This is a genomic window from Acinetobacter sp. YH12043 (assembly GCF_013419915.1).
Lineage (GTDB): Bacteria > Pseudomonadota > Gammaproteobacteria > Pseudomonadales > Moraxellaceae > Acinetobacter.
Genome location: NZ_VOZD01000011.1, coordinates 82506 through 101172 on the forward strand (window position 1 = coordinate 82506; position 18667 = coordinate 101172).

At 40.5% G+C, this 18667-nt stretch carries 16 protein-coding genes; 4 read left to right on the top strand and 12 right to left on the bottom strand.

Features of this window, described 5'->3' with window-relative positions; translation table 11 throughout:
- Positions 1-10 precede the first annotated feature (10 nt).
- Genes FTU01_RS07325 through FTU01_RS07335 form a run of 3 tightly spaced genes read right to left on the bottom strand, consistent with a single transcriptional unit; the run spans position 11 to position 4615 of the window.
- The gene (locus FTU01_RS07325) at positions 11-1693 is read right to left on the bottom strand and encodes an AAA family ATPase (protein WP_180138645.1); all 1683 of its coding nucleotides are present in this window, start codon (positions 1691-1693) and stop codon (positions 11-13) included.
- Positions 1690-3810 (bottom strand): Mu transposase C-terminal domain-containing protein, encoded by a 2121-nt coding sequence (locus FTU01_RS07330; RefSeq protein WP_180138646.1) that lies wholly within the window; start codon positions 3808-3810, stop codon positions 1690-1692. The genes FTU01_RS07325 and FTU01_RS07330 overlap by 4 nt, the downstream gene beginning before the upstream one ends.
- Complete coding sequence (locus FTU01_RS07335; RefSeq protein ID WP_257233516.1) at positions 3797-4615, bottom strand: TnsA endonuclease C-terminal domain-containing protein; 819 nt, start codon at positions 4613-4615, stop codon at positions 3797-3799. The genes FTU01_RS07330 and FTU01_RS07335 overlap by 14 nt, the downstream gene beginning before the upstream one ends.
- A gap of 41 nt (positions 4616-4656) precedes the next feature.
- On the opposite strand from FTU01_RS07335, the gene FTU01_RS07340 reads away from it, so the two are divergent.
- The 4 genes from FTU01_RS07340 (at position 4657) to FTU01_RS07355 (ending at position 7799) form a co-directional block, all read left to right on the top strand.
- Positions 4657-5747 (top strand): IS4-like element ISAba1 family transposase gene (locus FTU01_RS07340; protein WP_085940648.1). Its coding sequence is split into 2 segments (ribosomal slippage): positions 4657-5197 and positions 5197-5747, totalling 1092 coding nucleotides; the frame shifts between segments, so codons are not numbered across the junction.
- A 469-nt stretch (positions 5748-6216) separates the two neighbouring features.
- Complete coding sequence (locus tag FTU01_RS07345; protein WP_039890759.1) at positions 6217-6483, top strand: DUF1778 domain-containing protein; 267 nt, start codon at positions 6217-6219, stop codon at positions 6481-6483.
- On the top strand, positions 6473-6961 hold the full coding sequence (locus tag FTU01_RS07350; protein ID WP_104426883.1) for a GNAT family N-acetyltransferase: 489 nt from the start codon (positions 6473-6475) through the stop codon (positions 6959-6961). Before FTU01_RS07345 ends, FTU01_RS07350 begins: the two co-directional genes overlap by 11 nt.
- 89 nt (positions 6962-7050) lie before the next feature.
- A protein-coding gene (locus FTU01_RS07355; protein WP_373686376.1) for an IS5 family transposase occupies positions 7051-7799 on the top strand; the annotation gives its coding sequence in 2 pieces (ribosomal slippage) (positions 7051-7285 and positions 7285-7799; 750 coding nt in all).
- Positions 7800-8398: 599 nt separating this feature from the next.
- Here the strand turns inward: FTU01_RS07355 and glmS are convergent.
- The 9 genes from glmS to FTU01_RS07400 all read right to left on the bottom strand — a co-directional run bounded on the left by glmS (position 8399) and on the right by FTU01_RS07400 (position 18354).
- Positions 8399-10237, bottom strand: coding sequence for a glutamine--fructose-6-phosphate transaminase (isomerizing) (glmS, locus tag FTU01_RS07360; RefSeq protein WP_180138650.1), 1839 nt, complete (start codon positions 10235-10237; stop codon positions 8399-8401).
- Between the two features lie 12 nt (positions 10238-10249).
- Complete coding sequence (gene glmU, locus FTU01_RS07365; protein WP_180138652.1) at positions 10250-11614, bottom strand: bifunctional UDP-N-acetylglucosamine diphosphorylase/glucosamine-1-phosphate N-acetyltransferase GlmU; 1365 nt, start codon at positions 11612-11614, stop codon at positions 10250-10252.
- A gap of 20 nt (positions 11615-11634) precedes the next feature.
- Positions 11635-12111, bottom strand: a complete 477-nt coding sequence (locus FTU01_RS07370; protein WP_051069698.1) for a phosphatidylglycerophosphatase A — start codon at positions 12109-12111, stop codon at positions 11635-11637.
- A gap of 22 nt (positions 12112-12133) precedes the next feature.
- Positions 12134-13051 carry a thiamine-phosphate kinase gene (gene thiL, locus FTU01_RS07375; RefSeq protein ID WP_180017864.1) on the bottom strand — a complete coding sequence of 306 codons (918 nt, stop codon included), beginning with the start codon at positions 13049-13051 and terminating at the stop codon, positions 12134-12136.
- Between the two features lie 17 nt (positions 13052-13068).
- Positions 13069-13518: a transcription antitermination factor NusB gene (nusB, locus tag FTU01_RS07380; protein ID WP_005233270.1), complete on the bottom strand. Its 450-nt coding sequence runs from the start codon at positions 13516-13518 to the stop codon at positions 13069-13071.
- 4 nt (positions 13519-13522) lie between these two features.
- Positions 13523-13993 carry a 6,7-dimethyl-8-ribityllumazine synthase gene (gene ribE, locus FTU01_RS07385; protein WP_180138654.1) on the bottom strand — a complete coding sequence of 157 codons (471 nt, stop codon included), beginning with the start codon at positions 13991-13993 and terminating at the stop codon, positions 13523-13525.
- Positions 13994-14004: 11 nt separating this feature from the next.
- Complete coding sequence (gene ribBA, locus FTU01_RS07390; protein ID WP_180138656.1) at positions 14005-15126, bottom strand: bifunctional 3,4-dihydroxy-2-butanone-4-phosphate synthase/GTP cyclohydrolase II; 1122 nt, start codon at positions 15124-15126, stop codon at positions 14005-14007.
- A gap of 411 nt (positions 15127-15537) precedes the next feature.
- Positions 15538-17049 (bottom strand): aldehyde dehydrogenase family protein, encoded by a 1512-nt coding sequence (locus FTU01_RS07395; RefSeq protein WP_180138658.1) that lies wholly within the window; start codon positions 17047-17049, stop codon positions 15538-15540.
- 336 nt (positions 17050-17385) lie between these two features.
- The gene (locus FTU01_RS07400) at positions 17386-18354 is read right to left on the bottom strand and encodes an alpha/beta hydrolase (RefSeq protein ID WP_180138660.1); all 969 of its coding nucleotides are present in this window, start codon (positions 18352-18354) and stop codon (positions 17386-17388) included.
- Between the last annotated feature and the right edge of the window lie 313 nt (positions 18355-18667).

An 18667-nucleotide genomic window follows, 5' to 3' on the forward strand; every position in this document is an offset into this window, starting at 1 on the left:
TTCTTTCTGCTTAATGCAAAATGGGGCGGGTAGGATCAAACAAATAGTGAGATGATTTTAATAACTCATAAACATCTACGTCTTGTTCTTGTGCCTGACTGAAAAAAAATCGTAAGTCATTCGCTTCAGTACTCTTCCATTCCTCCACTTTCATGACTTTACGTGATGTTCTTGGCTTCCTTACCGGAGTCATTGTCTGATGCTGTCCAAGCTTACCTTCAGTTGAAGAGCTATCTAATGTCTCCAAAATATGTTGGAGGAGTATTTGTAAGTTTTCATTCGGGTATTGTTTTAAGGTGGAAGTGACATACAACTCTATTGTAGCTGCGGGATGCCCTAAGGCTGTCAGCATGCCAACTAAGGTAGAATAATGTGGTCCCAGATCTTTATGCTGTTTTTCCGTTTTTAATGCAGTTTTGAAACGGTGTTGTTCAACATATTGCTCAATTTGAACTTGAGGGATGGTTAAGTCAGAATATCGTGCAATACGCGCAGGATTGCCTGAACGCAGTGCATCTAGAATATCATGGACTGGCTGCAATTGTTCTTCGTAGACTTTTTTAAATAATTCTGAGGTGATTTTTTCCAGGCCGATGGTGATTGCATGAATTTGTACCAGACAGAACAACTTAACCACTAGATCTGGAATACCCTGCGTATAATAATACCAAGTATTCCTTAATTCATCGGTCAGTTCAGTTGGTTGTTGAACCCATTGATATTGCCACAGTTTATTGGTAAATGCATACCATTCAGAAATGATCATTTGATCAGGGTCGCCAGGATCGGGAGTAGGCGCTTCATTGCGCATAGGTTCCCAGATTAAAGAGCCTAATCCCGCACTGCGTCTAGCTGATCTCAAGTCTTCTTGCAGGATTTCATTGGCTTTAGGTGTCCCAATCATCACGATTGGGATCGATGCCACATTCACAAGCGTGACAAAGAAATTAAGAATGATCTCAGCCCCGCCAGATTTTTTTGTATTCAAATGCTGGATTTCATCAATGATTAAAAGTCCAATCGAATAATTATTTGCGATGATTTTCATCTGCTGCAGCATGGCATTCACATTTAAGCGGCTTCTGGTGAAACGATGCTCGAAGTTAGTATCTCCTAATGCTAAATCTACTGCTCTAAAAAAGTTTGAGCATAAGTTTTTTAAAGAGCTGTCATGCGGGCAATCAATTTTAAGATAGACAATTTGTTTTAATCCCAGCTCTTTATGCTCAATCACTTGCGGGTAATAACGCAAAATCTTGTTCATCGTCGTTGTTTTTCCGCTTCCTGAACATCCTATAATGGACATGCTGGTTGCAGTCGATTCTGGAGGGGCATAGCGGTAAGAGCTTTCATTTGAAGGTTCTAGTTGTTGAAAAGCCGCGTGCAAATGTCTGTGTCTATCACCATTATTGATGTTTCTGCTCACGTAACCCTGCCGGATCATGATAGAAATTTTTTGTTCAAGGGATAGATGTTTAGTCAGTGGTTGAAAAAAATCATGAGGCAGCTGAGCAATCAGATGGATTCTTTCTGGTTGGGGTAAAAAACGCTGTTCTGGAATAAATTTCAGTTTCCCTCGTAGGTGTTTAATGACTGACTTTGTATCAAGGATAGGCGGTAATTTAGTAATGAGAGGATTATCCCCATAGATGTCTTTTATCGATGTATTAACAACTATTTCATTATTATTCATTCTTCATCGTCCTCTTCAAATAATTGTCTCATTAAGTCTGGTTGACTGGTTAAATCCAGATTGCTGCTGTCAGATTGGGATATTTGAGAATTGTCTTGGTTGGGATGGATAGTCCGGATAGAATTGCTGGGTCTGTTCTGGAGATGTTCCGCACGTTCCACTTGGATAGCTTCTTGTTTATTTTGACGGATATCCCGAGTACGTTGTGCTTTAGAAAGTTGGTGAACTCCTACTTGAGCCTGCCGACTCTGTGCTGCATGAATGATTTTGTCAGTAAAATCCTGCAATTCACTGATGGCTACAGACTTTAGTTGCGAATGCTGTTTTTCAACAGTTTTGATCGCTTTTTGAATTTGTTCAGCTTCCCACCAGGTCAGATGCTGATATTGACGTGAGGCATCACTTAAGTGGGCTTCCCAGTATTCCAATTTATTTTCATCAAAGAAAACATAAATGGTATTTACTGAGTATGGGTCAAAACCAATCCGCAACTTTTTCGGGCGGGATTTGGTCGTGTTACGAATAAACCAGCCCTGTTGATGCATTTCCAGACATTGATAGAGTAAGCCTTTGACTTTAAGTCCCTTGTCACTTAAGGAGGCGTCGGTCCTAGGTAACAAGCCAACATATAGTGATTTGTTATCCACTTGTCTTAACATCCCAGTACGGTGCTGTAGACCCCACTGCCAGAGCTTAAGGGGGATAGAAGGTAGGTCAGTCGGCATATCGGCACTACGATCATATTTCGTCAAAATATCAAAATTATTGCGTAACAAGACGCAGCTTAATATGATTTTTCTGAACTCTTCCAAAGTTAGACAAGCTTCTAGTCGATAATCATGTCCGCCTTTCTTTTTTTCCTTGAATCCAGAAACAACACCAATATTCTCGTAGGATTTAAAGCGTGACTGAATGATTCCGAAAGCTCTCTCCACAATAGCTTTGGCATCGCTTCGATAGGGTGGCGCATTTTCAATACGAACAGAAAAGTTTTTTTCAAGAAGTTCAATTTGATAACCAATGAGTTCACCGCGGTCTGCAAGTATGGCACCAGGTAAACCATAAGCAGGCCAATCTTCCGGTTGTATTTGCAAGCCATAACTCTGACAGAATGTCACTTTATCTTGGATTGCCACGCTGAGGCATTGTATGGCTGTATTAAATGAACTGTTTTCCATGCCGACATAAAGCCCAGTAATCATCCGGCTGAATACATCGATAACAATATAGACGGTAGGTCGGCCAATAATCTGTGATGGATCTCGTGATGATACAAGGTAGATATCAGCGACTGTTGAATCTATCTCATAACGTGCACCAGGACCATTTGCTTGCTTGGTCGCTGTTGAAGTCAGAGGTTTGTGATCTTTCAGGGTTTTCTGATTCTTTAGAATTTCCTTTGAATAGTTCTTATTTCTGTATCGCGTATTATAAAAGTAATAGAATTGAGCATATGTTGGAATATCTGCAGCTTGCACTTGATGAAAGTGCTTGGAAAATAAATTTTTAAACCGAAGATAAGTTTCGTTAATCGATTGCTTTTTGACGGGAATTAAATACTCTTCAATGGCTTTCTTAAAATACAATTCAACCTGTTCAGTGACATTCTTACCTTCACTCAATTCATAGACTCGTGGCCTGCCAATCTTTTTATTGCCTACAGCTCTTTTTTGGCCTTTTCCACCTGAATTTTCATAGTCTGGTACCAAAGCATTTATAGTTTGACCACGCTGCCAGTAACGTCTCAGGAGTCGTAAAAGTTTATTAATTGATACCTCTTTTTCCAAATGTATAGTTTTTATTCTTGCTGTCCTAATTTTTGCATTGATAAGCACGTGCTCATCATTAATTAGATCTTGAATAATGGAAAAGTTTTCATCTCTTTTTTTGAGTTGAATAGAATTTTCACTCAAGTTTAATCGTTTTAAGTATTCATAAGGATCTTGTGCTGGTATGAGGCTTTGATCCTCTGAGAGGGTTTTAAGCTCCTTGGACAAAATAAGTTCAGGGAAAGCATTTTTATTACCAATATCGATCCATACCGTATACTGCGGTAAGAATTTGAGTATTCGGTATTGTTTTGAATTCAATAGGTAAACTGAATTAATTAGTTGCATGGACTGTATTCTCATTCTGGAGCAAATTACTTGCATGAATATCAGAGAGTTTAAGCTCCAAGTACGAAATTTCTAGATTAAATTGAAGTATTCGCAGTGCAAATAATTTTCTAAACAATGCGAGCGTCGCTCCGATACCCATTTTTTGAGTTTGGTCAGAATGCTTACAAAATTGGATTAATGAGCTTTGAGGGTACTGGCTAATTTCTTTCATAAAATAAACTGCTAAATCAATCATCTGATTTGTTATTTCAAGGTCATTTTTTTCTACATATAGCCATTTAATGTTCTCTAGTACTGTAGTAGGAATGTCTTTTTCAGTAATCAACTTGAACGGCGTATTGTGCTCTTCTTCCCAGTAACGACGTTTAATTTCTAATGACTCAATAACATGAGCTTTATTGAGATCCTTGCTGTAAAGAGTGTCAAGGGCTATAGAAAACTTACCAAAATCAACTAAAAAATCTGAAGATAGAGTAAAAGGTATATAGTCAATCGATACTTTTTTCATTCGGAAACGAGAACAGATGGAGTTAAGATCATAGATATCCAAAGGATAATGTTCGCGAATATCTGTAACATTCTGATTCCAATCAAGCAGTAAAAAAGTGGACAGCTCTAGATCAGAAAATAAGTGATGAAGACGTTTACTGACACGGCCTTGTACTCTGTGAGACCGACCAATTGAACTGAAGTTTTGAACAGTTTTACAAGGTTTATAGTCGCGTCCATGGCCCTGGCCATACCCTTCTGTTACTAGTTCTTCATAGTTTTTCTCTGTACACGACAAAAATAGATAACTCATTGAAATAATGTCACAATAATTGTTTTCTAACGACGAATACTATGACACATCTCAATGAGTTATATCTTATCTTAAACAAATCTCTAAAATGGAACAAGTCACATTTAAAGTGCTTTGCGCTCATCATGCTTGTGATTATTTTAAAGCAAACATGTAATCTTTCTTCTGCATCTAAAGCCTTGCCCATCAAGTGTTTACCACAATCATTTTATCGACGTATGCAGCGCTTCTTTGCAGGTCAGTATTTTGATTATCGTCAAATTTCTCAGTTGATTTTCAATATGTTTTCATTCGACCAAGTGCAACTGACTTTAGATAGAACCAATTGGAAATGGGGAAAACGAAATATTAATATCCTGATGCTCGCAATCGTTTATCGTGGAATAGCGATACCTATCCTTTGGACATTGCTTAATAAACGTGGAAATTCAGATACGAAAGAGCGTATTGCTTTGATTCAACGCTTTATAGCCATTTTTGGTAAAGACCGTATTGTGAATGTGTTCGCAGACAGAGAGTTTATCGGTGAGCAGTGGTTTACATGGTTAATTGAACAAGACATCAACTTCTGCATTCGTGTTAAAAAAACTTCATTGTCACCAATCATTTAGGAAAGAATCATAAAATTAGTGATTTATTTCGCCATCTTAAAGTTGGTCAAATTGAATGTCGTAAACGACGGATTTTGGTTGGTCGGGTGAAACTATATATAAGTGCACTACAGTTAGAAAATGGAGAGCTTTTACTCGTCGTTTCTCCTCAGTTTAATGCCAATGCTATTCAGGATTATGCATTACGCTGGGAAATTGAAACCTTATTCAGTTGTCTCAAAGGACGCGGGTTTAATCTTGAAAATACGCGCTTGACAGACCCTAGACGAGTGAAAAAATTGATTGCGGTGTTAGCTATAAGCTTCTGTTGGTGTTACTTAACGGGTGAATGGCAACATAATCAAAAAAAAGCGATAAAAATAAAGAAGCATGGACGACTCTCAATGAGTTTATTTCGCTATGGTTTAGACTATGTTCAAATGGCGATTCAGCGTTTAATTGGTTTTGGGAAAAAAGAAGAGTTTAAGGAAATTTTGGCAATTTTAAGAAAGCAGAATCCTGATAGGATAAGGGTTCTGTGAAATTTGTCGTGTACAGAGATAGTTTTTTATAATTTTTGCCATACAGAAGACCTGTGGATTTTGGTGGATAATTAATCATATCTGAAGGGGGTAATTTTGTATTTGGCAAAAACATACAAACTTAAATATATTTATATACAAACAAAATTTTATAATTTTTATTTAATTATTTATTTAATTCAGTGACTTAATAATTAATCTAGTATTTTAATGCTCAATTGATGAGTTTAAAAAACGTTGATGATAGGCAAAAGTATTCAAATTACATCTTAGTAAACATCGTTGCATATTCTTATGTAAACCAACTGCATATTCAGACTCAAACCCGACCATTCATTCTGGTTCATAGTAAAATGCTTATTTTCTATTCCAAATATTTTAGAACAAAATATGTAAATTTGGATCTTAAAGTACTACCTTAATCTGCTATAATTTGTACATCATTATGATGTATAAATTGGTGGAAAATATGGCTAACTTAGCAACAGAACGAATCAATGTTCGTTCAACCGTAGATGCAAAGAATGTAATTGAGCAAGCTGCGAATTTATTGGGTCTTAGTGTGAGTTCCTTTATGATCCAATCCTCATTTGAACGAGCAAAAGAATTACTTAAATCTAATCACGAGTTAAAAGTAAATAATGCTGATCGTGATATGTTAATGAATTTGCTTGAAAATCCGCGCCCTGCAAATGATGAGATGAAAAATTTAATGAGTTTATTGGATGAAAATTGAGGTTTTACAAGCTCATCATCAGAAAAAATCATTTAATTGTGGGCAAGATGATTTAAATAAGTTCATAAAACAATATGCATCCCAACATCAGAAATCAGGAACAAGTAAAACCTATGTTGCTATTGATGATGATGCACAGGTGAGGGGGTTTTATTGTCTATCAAGTACCTCTATAGGATTTGATGGGGTTGATGCTGTTCTCACTAAACGATTACCTCGTTATCCCTTACCTTGTGTGGTTGTGGGGCGCTTTGCCGTTGATCAAGCAGCACAGGGGCAAGGAGTTGGAAAAGTACTTTTAGCACATGCTCTTAAACAAGTTTCAAAAGTTGCTCAAATTATTGGTGTTAATTTTGTTGTAATACATGCTAAGGATCAAAAAGCTATGGAGTTTTATCAGCGGTTTGGCTTTATCTCATTAACATCAAATCCATTAACATTAATATATCCAGTGAATGAAATACCTCATTTTAAATAAGGTAGGCTGCTAGGGCGTGTCCTCATTTGAAGAATTGGTTTTAAATACTTAAAATCCTCCTTTGAGTTATTTTTATTTCTATATTTTCAATGGCACGTACTCTTCTTACCGATGATATCTGGCAGCAAATTCAAGATACTATGCGATTACATGGTTGTTACTGTTCAAAAAACAGTAGAAATATCATGGAGGCCATCTTATGGAAACTGCGCACAGGCGCCACATGGCGCGATATTCCTCAAGAATTTTGCACTTGGCAAACTGCTTACAATCGCTTTAATCGCTGGGCAAGTAAAGGATTATGGGATAAATTTTTTTTAGATTACGAGGCGTCTTGGATCAAGAATGGGTATTCATTGACGGAAGCTACATACGCGTGCATCAACATGCAAGTGGAGCTCGGTATGGTTTCGAAAGAGCAATTGGACAATCACGCGGTGGACAAACAACAAAAATACATCTTGCAACCGACGCGAATGGATTACCGATTGATTTTAAAATCACTGGGGGTGACGTCCACGACAGTCAAGTTGCAAAACAACTGATTGATATTGTAGGCGAGGCAACATATCTCATTGCTGACAATGGATATGATGCTGAGCACATTCGAATATGTGCTAAGAACAAGAATATGATTCCTATTATTCCATTGAGATCAAACAGTAAGAGATCGAATAAAGAATTTGATAAATATCTATATAAATTAAGATATGTAGTTGAAAACGCTTTTGCGAGATCAAAACATTTCCGTGCTATTGCAACTCGATTTGATAAACTAACACGCAATTATAAATCTATGCGTATAGCCTGCATATTTATTTGGTGCAAAGCCAAATGAGGACACACCCTAGTAACAGGAATAGCTAATAGACTTATTCAGAGTTTGCACATAGTTCCTTATCCCTTATTTTGCTTTATGACCAAATACTGCGTCTAATTATGGTAATTTAATTAAGTTTGTTTTATTTTTTATCATAAGTTTTTGATATATATTATTCATTGTTTTTCAATTTTAAAATTAAGTTTGTATTAAGATTTGGTATCCTGAATTTTAGGTGAAATTAAGTTTGTATTAAGTATTGGATTTTTCCACTTTTAAAATACGAATTCCTGCTCAGAAAGGTGAAGCATACTTTAAATAAAAATGAAATGTTTTCAAGATGAGGTCAAAAAGGGATGCTTTTTGAATCTAGGGTGAGATTTTTATATATCTATATCGTTGAATGTATTAGTAATAATTTTATATTTCTGGTGTGATTCTAATTTGAATTTAATTATATTAAAAACCCTGTAGACTTGGTGAAGAATCACTGGGTCTACAGGGTAGAGTTTTGTTCGTTTACTTCATTAATATCCAAACTTAAATAATTAAATCTAAACTTAATTATTTGATACAAACTTAATTATACGAACACAATAACAGGCTAATTTTATGAATTATTCAACTGTTACTGATTTTGCCAGATTACGTGGCTGGTCAACATCAGTACCACGCAGGACTGCCACATGGTAAGACAGTAGCTGTACTGGAATACAATAAACAATTGGCGCTAAAACAGCGTTTACTTCAGGAATATGCACGACATGCTGGCGCTCTTTGGCTTTAATGCCGCTATTTTCATCAGCGAAGACAAATAATTCACCACCACGTGCCTGAACTTCTTCCATATTGGATTTCAGTTTATCCAGCATGTCATCTTGCGGTGCCAGAATTACTACTGGCATGTCATTATCTACTAAAGCCAATGGACCGTGCTTCAGCTCACCCGCCGCATAACCTTCTGCATGAATATAAGAAATTTCTTTCAACTTTAGTGCACCTTCCAGTGCGATCGGGAAGTGTGTACCACGGCCTAGGAACAGACAATGCTGTTTCTCTACAAAGAGTTCAGAGAGACGCAGAATTTCATCATCATGACTTAAAGTATCTAGCAGTACCTTAGGCATATGCCATAGTCCAGTCGTGATCTCAGTCATCTGTTCAGCTGAAATGGCATTTTTCACTGTACCGATTTTCAGTACCAGTAACATCAAAGCTGCGAGCTGGGTGGTAAAGGCTTTGGTCGAAGCCACACCAATTTCAGGACCCGCTAAAGTCAGCAGGCTGTAATCTGTTTCACGTACCATTGAAGAAGTTGCAACATTACAAATCGTCATCGTCGTAATATTTACACCTTTTGATGTAGCACGTTTCTGGGTATCACGCAGAGCAGCTAAGGTATCGGCTGTTTCACCTGACTGAGAAATACACACATAGAGTGTATTATTGACAATCACTGGCGTACGGTAGCGGAATTCACTGGCAATCTCGACCTGACAAGGCAGATCAATCAGCTGTTCAAACCAGTATTTGGCAATCATGCCGGCATGGTAACTGGTACCACAGGCAATAATCTGGATTTGCTGGATTGTTGAAAAATCCTGTTCAGCATTTACCAGAAAATCTTCACGCAAGGTATTGTCATTCAAGGCTTGTGAAATGGTCTGTTTTAGGGCTTCAGGCTGCTCATAGATTTCTTTGAGCATGTAGTGCTTATATTCACCCTTAGAAGCATTGCTTACTGTCGCATCTAATTCTTTGACTGGACGATCTACCAGTTGACCATCCACAAATACTTCAATGGTAGTCCGGGTCAGACGTGCAATATCACCTTCTTCCAGATAGATAAAGCGATTCGTGATTGGTAATAAAGCCAACTGGTCAGAACTGATAAAGTTCTCGCCAATACCGACACCGATGACCAGTGGTGAACCTTCACGTACGGTAATCAGTTCATCTGGATGATCTGTATGTACGATCCCCAGCGCATAAGCACCTTTCAGCTGTGGTACGACCTGACGAACAGCTTCAAGCAGGCTAGGGATAGATTTCAGTGCATCGTTGACTAGATGGGCAACCACTTCAGTATCAGTTTGTGAAGTGAACACATAGCCTAAAGCTTCAAGATCATCTTTCAGCTCCTGGTAGTTTTCAATAATCCCGTTATGAACCACAGCAACATTACCCGAAATATGGGGATGAGCATTGTTTTCAGTCGGTTTACCATGAGTTGCCCAGCGTGTATGCGCGATGCCTAATGAACCATTAATCTGTGATTCATTCACAGCTTGTTCAAGGTTCGCGACTTTACCCACACGGCGTTCACGTAGCACCTGGCTATTATTGATTAAGGCCAGACCCGCAGAGTCATAGCCACGGTATTCAAGACGTTTTAGGCCTTCAATTAAGATATTGCTGATATTACGTTCCGCGATGCCACCGACGATACCACACATACTAACTTCCTCTTATTTCTTGATTTTTTGCGGACGCTGATAGTTTTCTTTGGCAAATTGCTTAGAACGTTCTACCGCTAAACTGTTCTCTGCCACATCACGGGTAATCGTTGAACCCGCTCCCACTGTCGCGCCATTACCGATCTGGACCGGTGCAACCAGAGAGCTGTTAGAACCAATAAAAGCATGATCCCCAATGATGGTCTTAAATTTGTTGGCACCGTCATAGTTGCAGGTAATTGTTCCTGCACCAATATTGGAACCGCTACCAACTTCAGCATCACCTAAGTAAGTGAAGTGATTCGCTTTGGAACCTAGACCAATACTAGAATTTTTCACTTCAACAAAGTTACCAATATGGACTTCAGCTGCCAGTTTTGCCCCTGGACGCAAGCGTGCAAATGGACCAATCTGTGCTTCTTCACCCACAATTGCCTGATCAAAGATGCTATATGGCTGAACTTTAGTACCTGCAGCAATCTTGGTATTTTTAATTACGCAGCCTGTACCAATTTCAACATTATCACCGAGTTCGCACTCACCTTCGATAATGACATTGATATCGATCCGCACATCTTTACCAACAGTGAGTTGACCACGTAAGTCAAAACGGCTTGGGTCAATGAGATGGACGCCTTGCTGCATCAGCTGTTTAGCCTGATAAGCCTGGAACTGACGCTCTAAAGCAGCCAGTTGCACACGGTCATTGACGCCTTCCACTTCAAAAGCCAACGCAGGTTCTACAGATGCAACACTCATACCATCTGCTAGTGCCATTGCCACGATATCGGTCAGGTAATATTCACCTTGTGCATTGTCATTAGACAATTTTGGTAGCCATTCATGTAATTTGGCATTGCTGACCGCATAAATACCGGTATTAATTTCTTTAATTTGACGTTGTTCTTCAGAAGCATCTTTATGTTCAACAATGGCTTGAATCTGACCATCTTTACGCACAATACGACCATAACCACTGGCATCTGCAAGCGTTAATGTCACCAGGCCAATGCCTTGCTCTTGAGTAGCATCAAGCAGATTCTGAAGCGTCTGCTGGCTAATACAAGGGACATCACCCGACAGGATTAGTGAAATACCATCTTTAGGCAAAACAGGTAGTGTCATTTGTACGGCATGACCGGTACCAAGCTGTTCAGCCTGCTCTACCCACCGGATATCCTGGTCTGCAAATGCAGACTGAACCTGCTCACCGCCATGACCATAAATGGTAATAATATTGTCTGCATTGAGTTTTTTTGCTGTGTCGACCACATGGCCGAGTAAAGGTCGTCCTGCAAGCGGTTGTAATACTTTCGGTAAGTTGGAACGCATACGGGTTCCTTTACCTGCAGCAAGAATAATCACAGTCGTAGACATGTTCTAATCCTAGATATGGCTTAAGCCATCGTGAAGTAAAAATAAATCCAAATACAAAGTGCTGCCCAGAGGCCAGCGATAATGTCATCCAGCATGATGCCAAAACCACCCCCAACCTGACGGTCAATGACTCGAATCGGCCAAGGTTTCCAGACATCAAATAATCGGAACAGGGCAAAGCCAATGAGTAGCCATAACCAGTTCATCTGACCTAAATAGATCAGTGGTAAGAAGGTAATAGATTGTCCTGCAAACTCATCCCAGACAATACGTCCATCATCATGCACACCCATGACTTTGGCAGTTTGGCCACAGATATATATGCCAACCAGGGACATGATGACAATGGCAAAAAGACTATTTACAAAACCTAAGTAGAGCCAGATGGGTACAAATAAAAGTGCAAAAGCTGAACCAAAAGTTCCGGGCGCTTTAGGCGCCAGACCAGAACCAAATCCTACCCCACTAAAGACAATGAGCCGGTTGATCCATGACATGCTTTTAAAATTGATCGCAGGTTTATGCAAAATGTTGATATCCGTTAAATTGAAGTGAATGATCTACGCCATCTTTTTCAAAAGTTAAACCGTGTTGCTGCTGAATGGAGCCAATTATACTAATCGAAACATCTAGATGTTTTTGCAATAATTTTTCATAATTTTGCGGGCTTATTGTAAAGCATAACTCGTAGTCATCACCACCCGCGAGTGCGTATTGCCAACGCTGTTCATCATTTAATGCCTGCAGGGCAGGACTGATCGGTAACTTTTCAAGTCCTAAAGTCGCTCCTACCTGAGAAGCTTTGAGAATATGTCCCAGATCCTGTGCGAGGCCATCCGAGACATCAATCATACTGTTGGCTAGGCCTTTTAAGGCAGTACCCAACTGACAGCGTGGGGTTGGATAATCCAAACGTTGCTGTAATGGGTGACCGAGATGATTTAAAGCAAAAGCAGCATCACCCACTGTACCGGATACACAAATCAGATCACCAGGCTTGGCACCTGAACGGGGTACAGCTTTACCAATCTCTACCCAGCCCAGGGCAGTCACAGATAAGGTCAAATGAGGACTTTGTGTGGTATCACCACCAATTAAGCTCACACCAAATTGATCGCAACAATCATAGAGACCCTGACTAAAGGCTTTTAACCAGTCATGATCAATTTGGGGTAGGCTCAAGGCGAGTAAAATACTATGCGGGGTCGCGCCCATGGCTGCAATATCAGAAAGATTAACAGCGACAGATTTCCAGCCAATCGCATGAGGATCGGTGTCTAAAGGAAAATGACGTCCAGCAACGAGGGTGTCGGCACAGATGACCAGTTGTTGCTGTGGAGGAGGGGTGAGCAAGGCTGAGTCATCGCCAACGCCTAAATCGACAGAATTTTTATTCTGACGATTGAAATAGGTATCGATAATCGAAAACTCAGCCATATAACAATTCGACTAGATTAGTTGGCTTGCTGTTTTTCTGCTGCACGTAAAGTTGTTGCTAAACGGTCCAATACACCATTGATGTATTTATGGCTGTCTGCACCGCCAAAGTGTTTAGCTAACTCAATTGCTTCATCCAGAACGACACGATATGGAATCTCAAGATGTTCTTTGAGTTCATAGGCACCTAGACGAAGTGTAGCGAGTTCTACACCATCAAGTGCAGAAAGTTCACGATCCAGCACAGGGATAAGCAAAGCATCCAATGCTTCATGATTGGCAACCACTTGAGTCAACAATTCATGATAATAGCTGAGATCCACTTTGTGCATGGCATTGTCCACACGAGTACGTGCTTCAATCTCATGCACCGGATTGTGGCTCATCTGCCATTCATAAATTCCTTGTACAGCAAAGCGACGTGCTTTACGTTTTGCTGCATAAGTTGCTTGAAGTGTTTGCGACATAGCGTTAAATAGCCTTTAACAAGTTAACCATTTCAATAGCAGTCAAGGCAGCTTCACTACCTTTATTACCTGCTTTTGTACCCGAGCGTTCAATCGCCTGTTCGATACTATCCGTAGTCAATACACCATTAATCACTGGTAAGCCAGTGTCCAGGCCAACCACGCCCAAACCTTTGGCACATTCACCAGCTACAAAATCGAAGTGAGGCGTGCTGCCACGAATCACAGCGCCCAACGCGATGATGGCATCGAAACGATCTGAAGCTGCCAGTTTTTTCGCAACCACAGGAAGTTCCCAAGCACCAGGTGCATGAACAATAGTGATATTATCCTCTGATACGCCATGGCGTTTCAATGTATCAATGGCACCTTCTAACAGATGTTCAACAACAAAGCTATTAAAACGACCAACTAAAATCGCATAACGGTCTTCGTTCGCGAGATGCAACATACCTTCAATACGGCGAACTGCCATAGGAACCTCGATTATTTCTCTGATGTTTGTTGTGCGGTGATGTATTCCACCACTTCTAAGTTAAAGCCGGACAGGGCATTGAAACGTAATGGAGAGCTAAGTAGCTTCATTTTTTCCACGCCGAGGTCACGTAAAATTTGTGCGCCGACCCCAATGGTCTGATACTGCTGAGACAGGGCAGCATTAGATTTTACATGTTTGGGTGCGGTAAGTGCATCTAAGGCAGGGCCTAAGTCCTGTAAATGGCGCTGGCCAATCCAGACCAGAACACTGCGTTCACTCTTGGAAATTTCTTTTAGTGCACGGTCCAGGTTCCAAGCTGGTTCGCCATCCTGCTTGTTCAGTTTGAGCAAGTCGCGGGTCGGGTTAAAACCATGTACACGCACTGTGGTCACGCCCTCTTTAGGCTCACCTTTGACCAAGGCCAGATGGATATCCGGATTACCCAGTTCACGATAGCGGTACAGGTCAAAGCTGCCGTATTCAGTATCAATACTTTGCTGATCGATACGCTCAACCGTTTGTTCATTGGTCATACGGTAATGGATCAGATCAGCAATGGTACCAATTTTCAGACCATGCTTTTCCGCAAAGATTTCTAGATCTGGACGACGTGCCATGGTGCCGTCTTCTTTAATGATCTCGCAGATCACAGAAGCTGGCTCAAGACCCGCAAGACGAGACAAGTCACAACCGGCTTCGGTATGACCAGCACGGTGCAATACGCCACCTGGCTGTGCCATCAATGGGAAGATATGACCAGGTTGTACGATGTCACTTGGTTTGGCATGTGCAGCCACCGCAGTTTGAATGGTGTGCGCACGTTCAGCTGCAGAAATACCAGTAGTAATGCCGTTGGCTGCTTCAATTGAAAGGGTGAAGTTGGTTCCGTGCTGAGCGCCGTTGGCATCCACCATCAAGGGTAGATTTAACTGCTGGCAACGTTCTTTGCTTAAAGTCAGGCAAACCAGACCACGCGCATGGGTGATCATAAAGTTGATGTCTTCAGGACGCACGTGGGTCGCAGCAATCACCAGATCGCCTTCATTCTCACGGTCTTCGTCATCCATCAGGATAACCATTTTTCCTGCACGGATATCTGCTACAAGCTCTTCAACTGTATTGAGCGGCATCAACCTTCACCTTCTTTTTTGATCTATACCAGACCGAATCATGACATTATTACTGCATAGTCTAACGCTTTTTAAGCAATTTTGCCTATGCTTATTGCTTTCCCTCAGGGGTTCATTGTTATACACAGTCTTGCGTAGCATGAAAAGTCGACTTTAAATGAAAGCACAGGCTTTATGCTGGATTTTTAAACGATCAGAAAGCATAAAAAATGACAAACTTATTTAAAATCAACATAATTATAAATAATCTCTTATTTTTTATGCAGTTTTATTTATTCGTTTAATACAGCCCTTAAAAATACAAATATATCCTCATGACTCTCTTTATAAATTTTTACCAATCAGTTTAAAATTCTGTTTGAAATAATGAATGAATCAGGCGGACCGAAGTCCACCCGAATTTAGATCAGTTTAGAAGAAGCCTGCTGGTTTGGTTGAATAACTCACTAACAGGTTTTTAGTTTGCTGATAATGATCCAGCATCATGCGATGGTTTTCGCGGCCAATCCCGGATTTTTTATATCCCCCAAAGGCTGCATGAGCCGGGTAGATGTGATAGCAGTTGGTCCAGACCCGACCAGCCTGAATCGCGCGACCAGCGCGGTAAGAGGTATGTGCTGAACGTGACCAGACACCGGCACCGAGTCCATAAATCGTATCATTGGCAATTTTGATGGCTTCATCGAAGTCTTTAAAAGTCGTCACTGCCAATACCGGTCCAAAAATTTCTTCCTGAAAGGTGCGCATGTCATTGGAACCTTTAAAAATCGTTGGCTCGATATAAAAACCTTGTCCCACTTCCTGACGTTCATTGCCGCCTAACAAGATTTCTGCACCTTCTTCACGGCCAGTTGCAATACAGCCGAGAATCTTGTCTTGCTGCTCCTGAGAAGCCTGAGCACCGATCATGGTCTCGGTATCCAGGGGATGACCAGTCTTGATCTTTTTCACTCGCTCTACTGCAAGTTCCAGGAATTGGTCGGCAATACTTTCCTGAATCAGCGCACGTGATGGACAAGTACAGATTTCACCCTGATTCAGGGCAAACATGGTAAAGCCTTCTAGAGCTTTTTCCAGAAAATCATCTTTCTGATCCATGATGTCGGCAAAGAACAAGTTTGGTGATTTACCTCCAAGTTCCAGCGTCACAGGAATAATATTTTCAGTCGCATACTGCATAATCAACTGACCCACTGCCGTTGAACCCGTAAATGCAATTTTGGCAATACGCGGATTAGTCGCCAGCGGACGGCCGACTTCAACACCGTAGCCATTCACGATGTTTAATACGCCTTCAGGCAACAGATCCTGAATCAGTTCGACCAGCACCAAAATACTCACCGGTGTCTGTTCAGCGGGTTTCAGTACGATACAGTTGCCCGCAGCTAGGGCAGGAGCCAGTTTCCATGCCGCCATCAGAATCGGGAAGTTCCACGGGATAATCTGACCCACAACGCCCAATGGCTCATGAAAATGGTAGGCGATGGTGTCTTCATCAATTTCTGAAATGCCACCTTCTTGGGCACGAATACAGCCAGCGAAATAACGAAAATGGTCAATGGCTAAAGGAATATCGGCTGCCAGGGTTTCTCGGATCGGCTTGCCATTATCCCAAGTCTCTGCAACTGCTAGTAACTCAAGATTTTCCTCAAGACGATCGGCAATTTTTAATAAAATATTGGAACGGGTAGTAGGGGAGCTGTTATTCCATTGCTTTTTGGCGGCATGAGCCGCATCCAGCGCCAGTTCAATATCTTCCACTGATGAGCGCGGAACTTTGGTAAAGGCTTTTCCATCTACGGGGGAGACATTATCAAAATATTCACCTTTGACGGGTGGGACCCATTTGCCGCCAATGAAGTTTTCGTATTGGGATTTAAATTGCACTTTTGAACCGTCAGTATTGGGATCTGCATAACGCATAATTCTATTCCTTGATATGATTATTATTGATGAATGCCGAACCACTTCTGCTCTGCAAAAGCCCTCAGATTCAACATCTCAGCTCTACTATAGAGAGGGAAAAAAATCGCAGGATAAATACTTACAAGCTTGCTACAAAAGGCAACATTTGGATAAAAATGGAATTTATTATTTTTATAAATTTCAATATTTTATTTTTATAATGACATGATTTTAATATGTAAAAAGCATTACTGATCAGCTTGATATTTTTATTTCATATCCAAGCGAAATAGATAAATAAAATTATTGAAAAATAAGACAGGCAGAGCTTGCTACCTATCTTATTCATCTGGCTTATAGGGCTTTATTTTCCAGCCATTGAAATAGCTGCTGATAGACCTGCTCACGGACCGGTTTTTCTGAAAGAACCAGATCATGTATCCCATTTTGAATCGAACAGAGTTTCACATCGCCCTGGATTTTCTGCGCATGTTCAATCATGTCGCGTACCTGAAGAATCACATCACTGGTTTGAGTATTACGATTAAAACGTAGGGGATAAGTGGTTTTGTGGGCATGCATCAGCAAAGTCGGAATACTTAAACGTACACCCTGATGAATTTCTTTTTGTGCTTCGTGAATGGCATGTACAAAACTCAGACGCACCCAGTGATAGCTAGGTTTTTTCCATTCCAGATCAAAATGCCATTCCCCCTGATAGCTAATATGCAGACTAGGCACATAATGACGATTTAAGCGGCTAGGAAATAGCATTTCCGGAAAACGTTTTCCCAGACGGCTCAATTTAGGCACCAGAAACTTTTTCTCAAAAGGCGTCATATTAAAGTCATAAAAAGGACTATTGAGCCATAAGCCTTTAATTAAGGGATGATCTGGATGATGTGCTGCATACAAAGTAGTAATTAATCCGCCGGTAGAATGGCCACTGAGTAAAACCGTGTCATGGCCTTCCTGTCCAATAATTTCAAGAGCCTGGCTGATTTCTGCATCATATTCTGAAAGATGATAGACATTATAAAGTTTCTGATGGGACAGATAGGATCGGCCGTATTTACGTAAATCCAGTGCATAAAAATCAAAACCTTGCTGATTAAAACGCTCTGCCATTTCAGTCTGGAAAAAATAATCAATAAAGCCGTGAATATAGAGGACAGCTTTAGAGGTCGGTTGGTCTGCCTTTTTGCGGATCAGTGTGGCAACTACTGTGCCTTGAGTATCTGGCGGGAATTCTAAAGTGGCCTGTTCATAACCTTCACCCAGAATATCAGGTTGATATTCAAGGCTGGAAAGCGGATGGGACATATTGTTCTACTCATGATTATTTTTATTCACTTATCCTTGTGGATTGGCTTGCATTTGTCAAATCCTGCTGTCTGACCCATTCGAGATCAGTAGTACCATTCAGAGAATAGTCAAATATAAAATTTCAGGTCATTGGCAGCCTGATTGACTAAATAAAAATTAATAAAAAACCCCGGCATCCTGCCGTAATGCCAGTCAGTTAAGAGATTGACTGGCATTTTTTTGGGTATTTCTGTGGTTTCCCTTTCACAACTCGTGGGTAGTTTCTACTTCTTTTTTTCGGTAAAACATACCTTTTAGATTTTTCCATTAA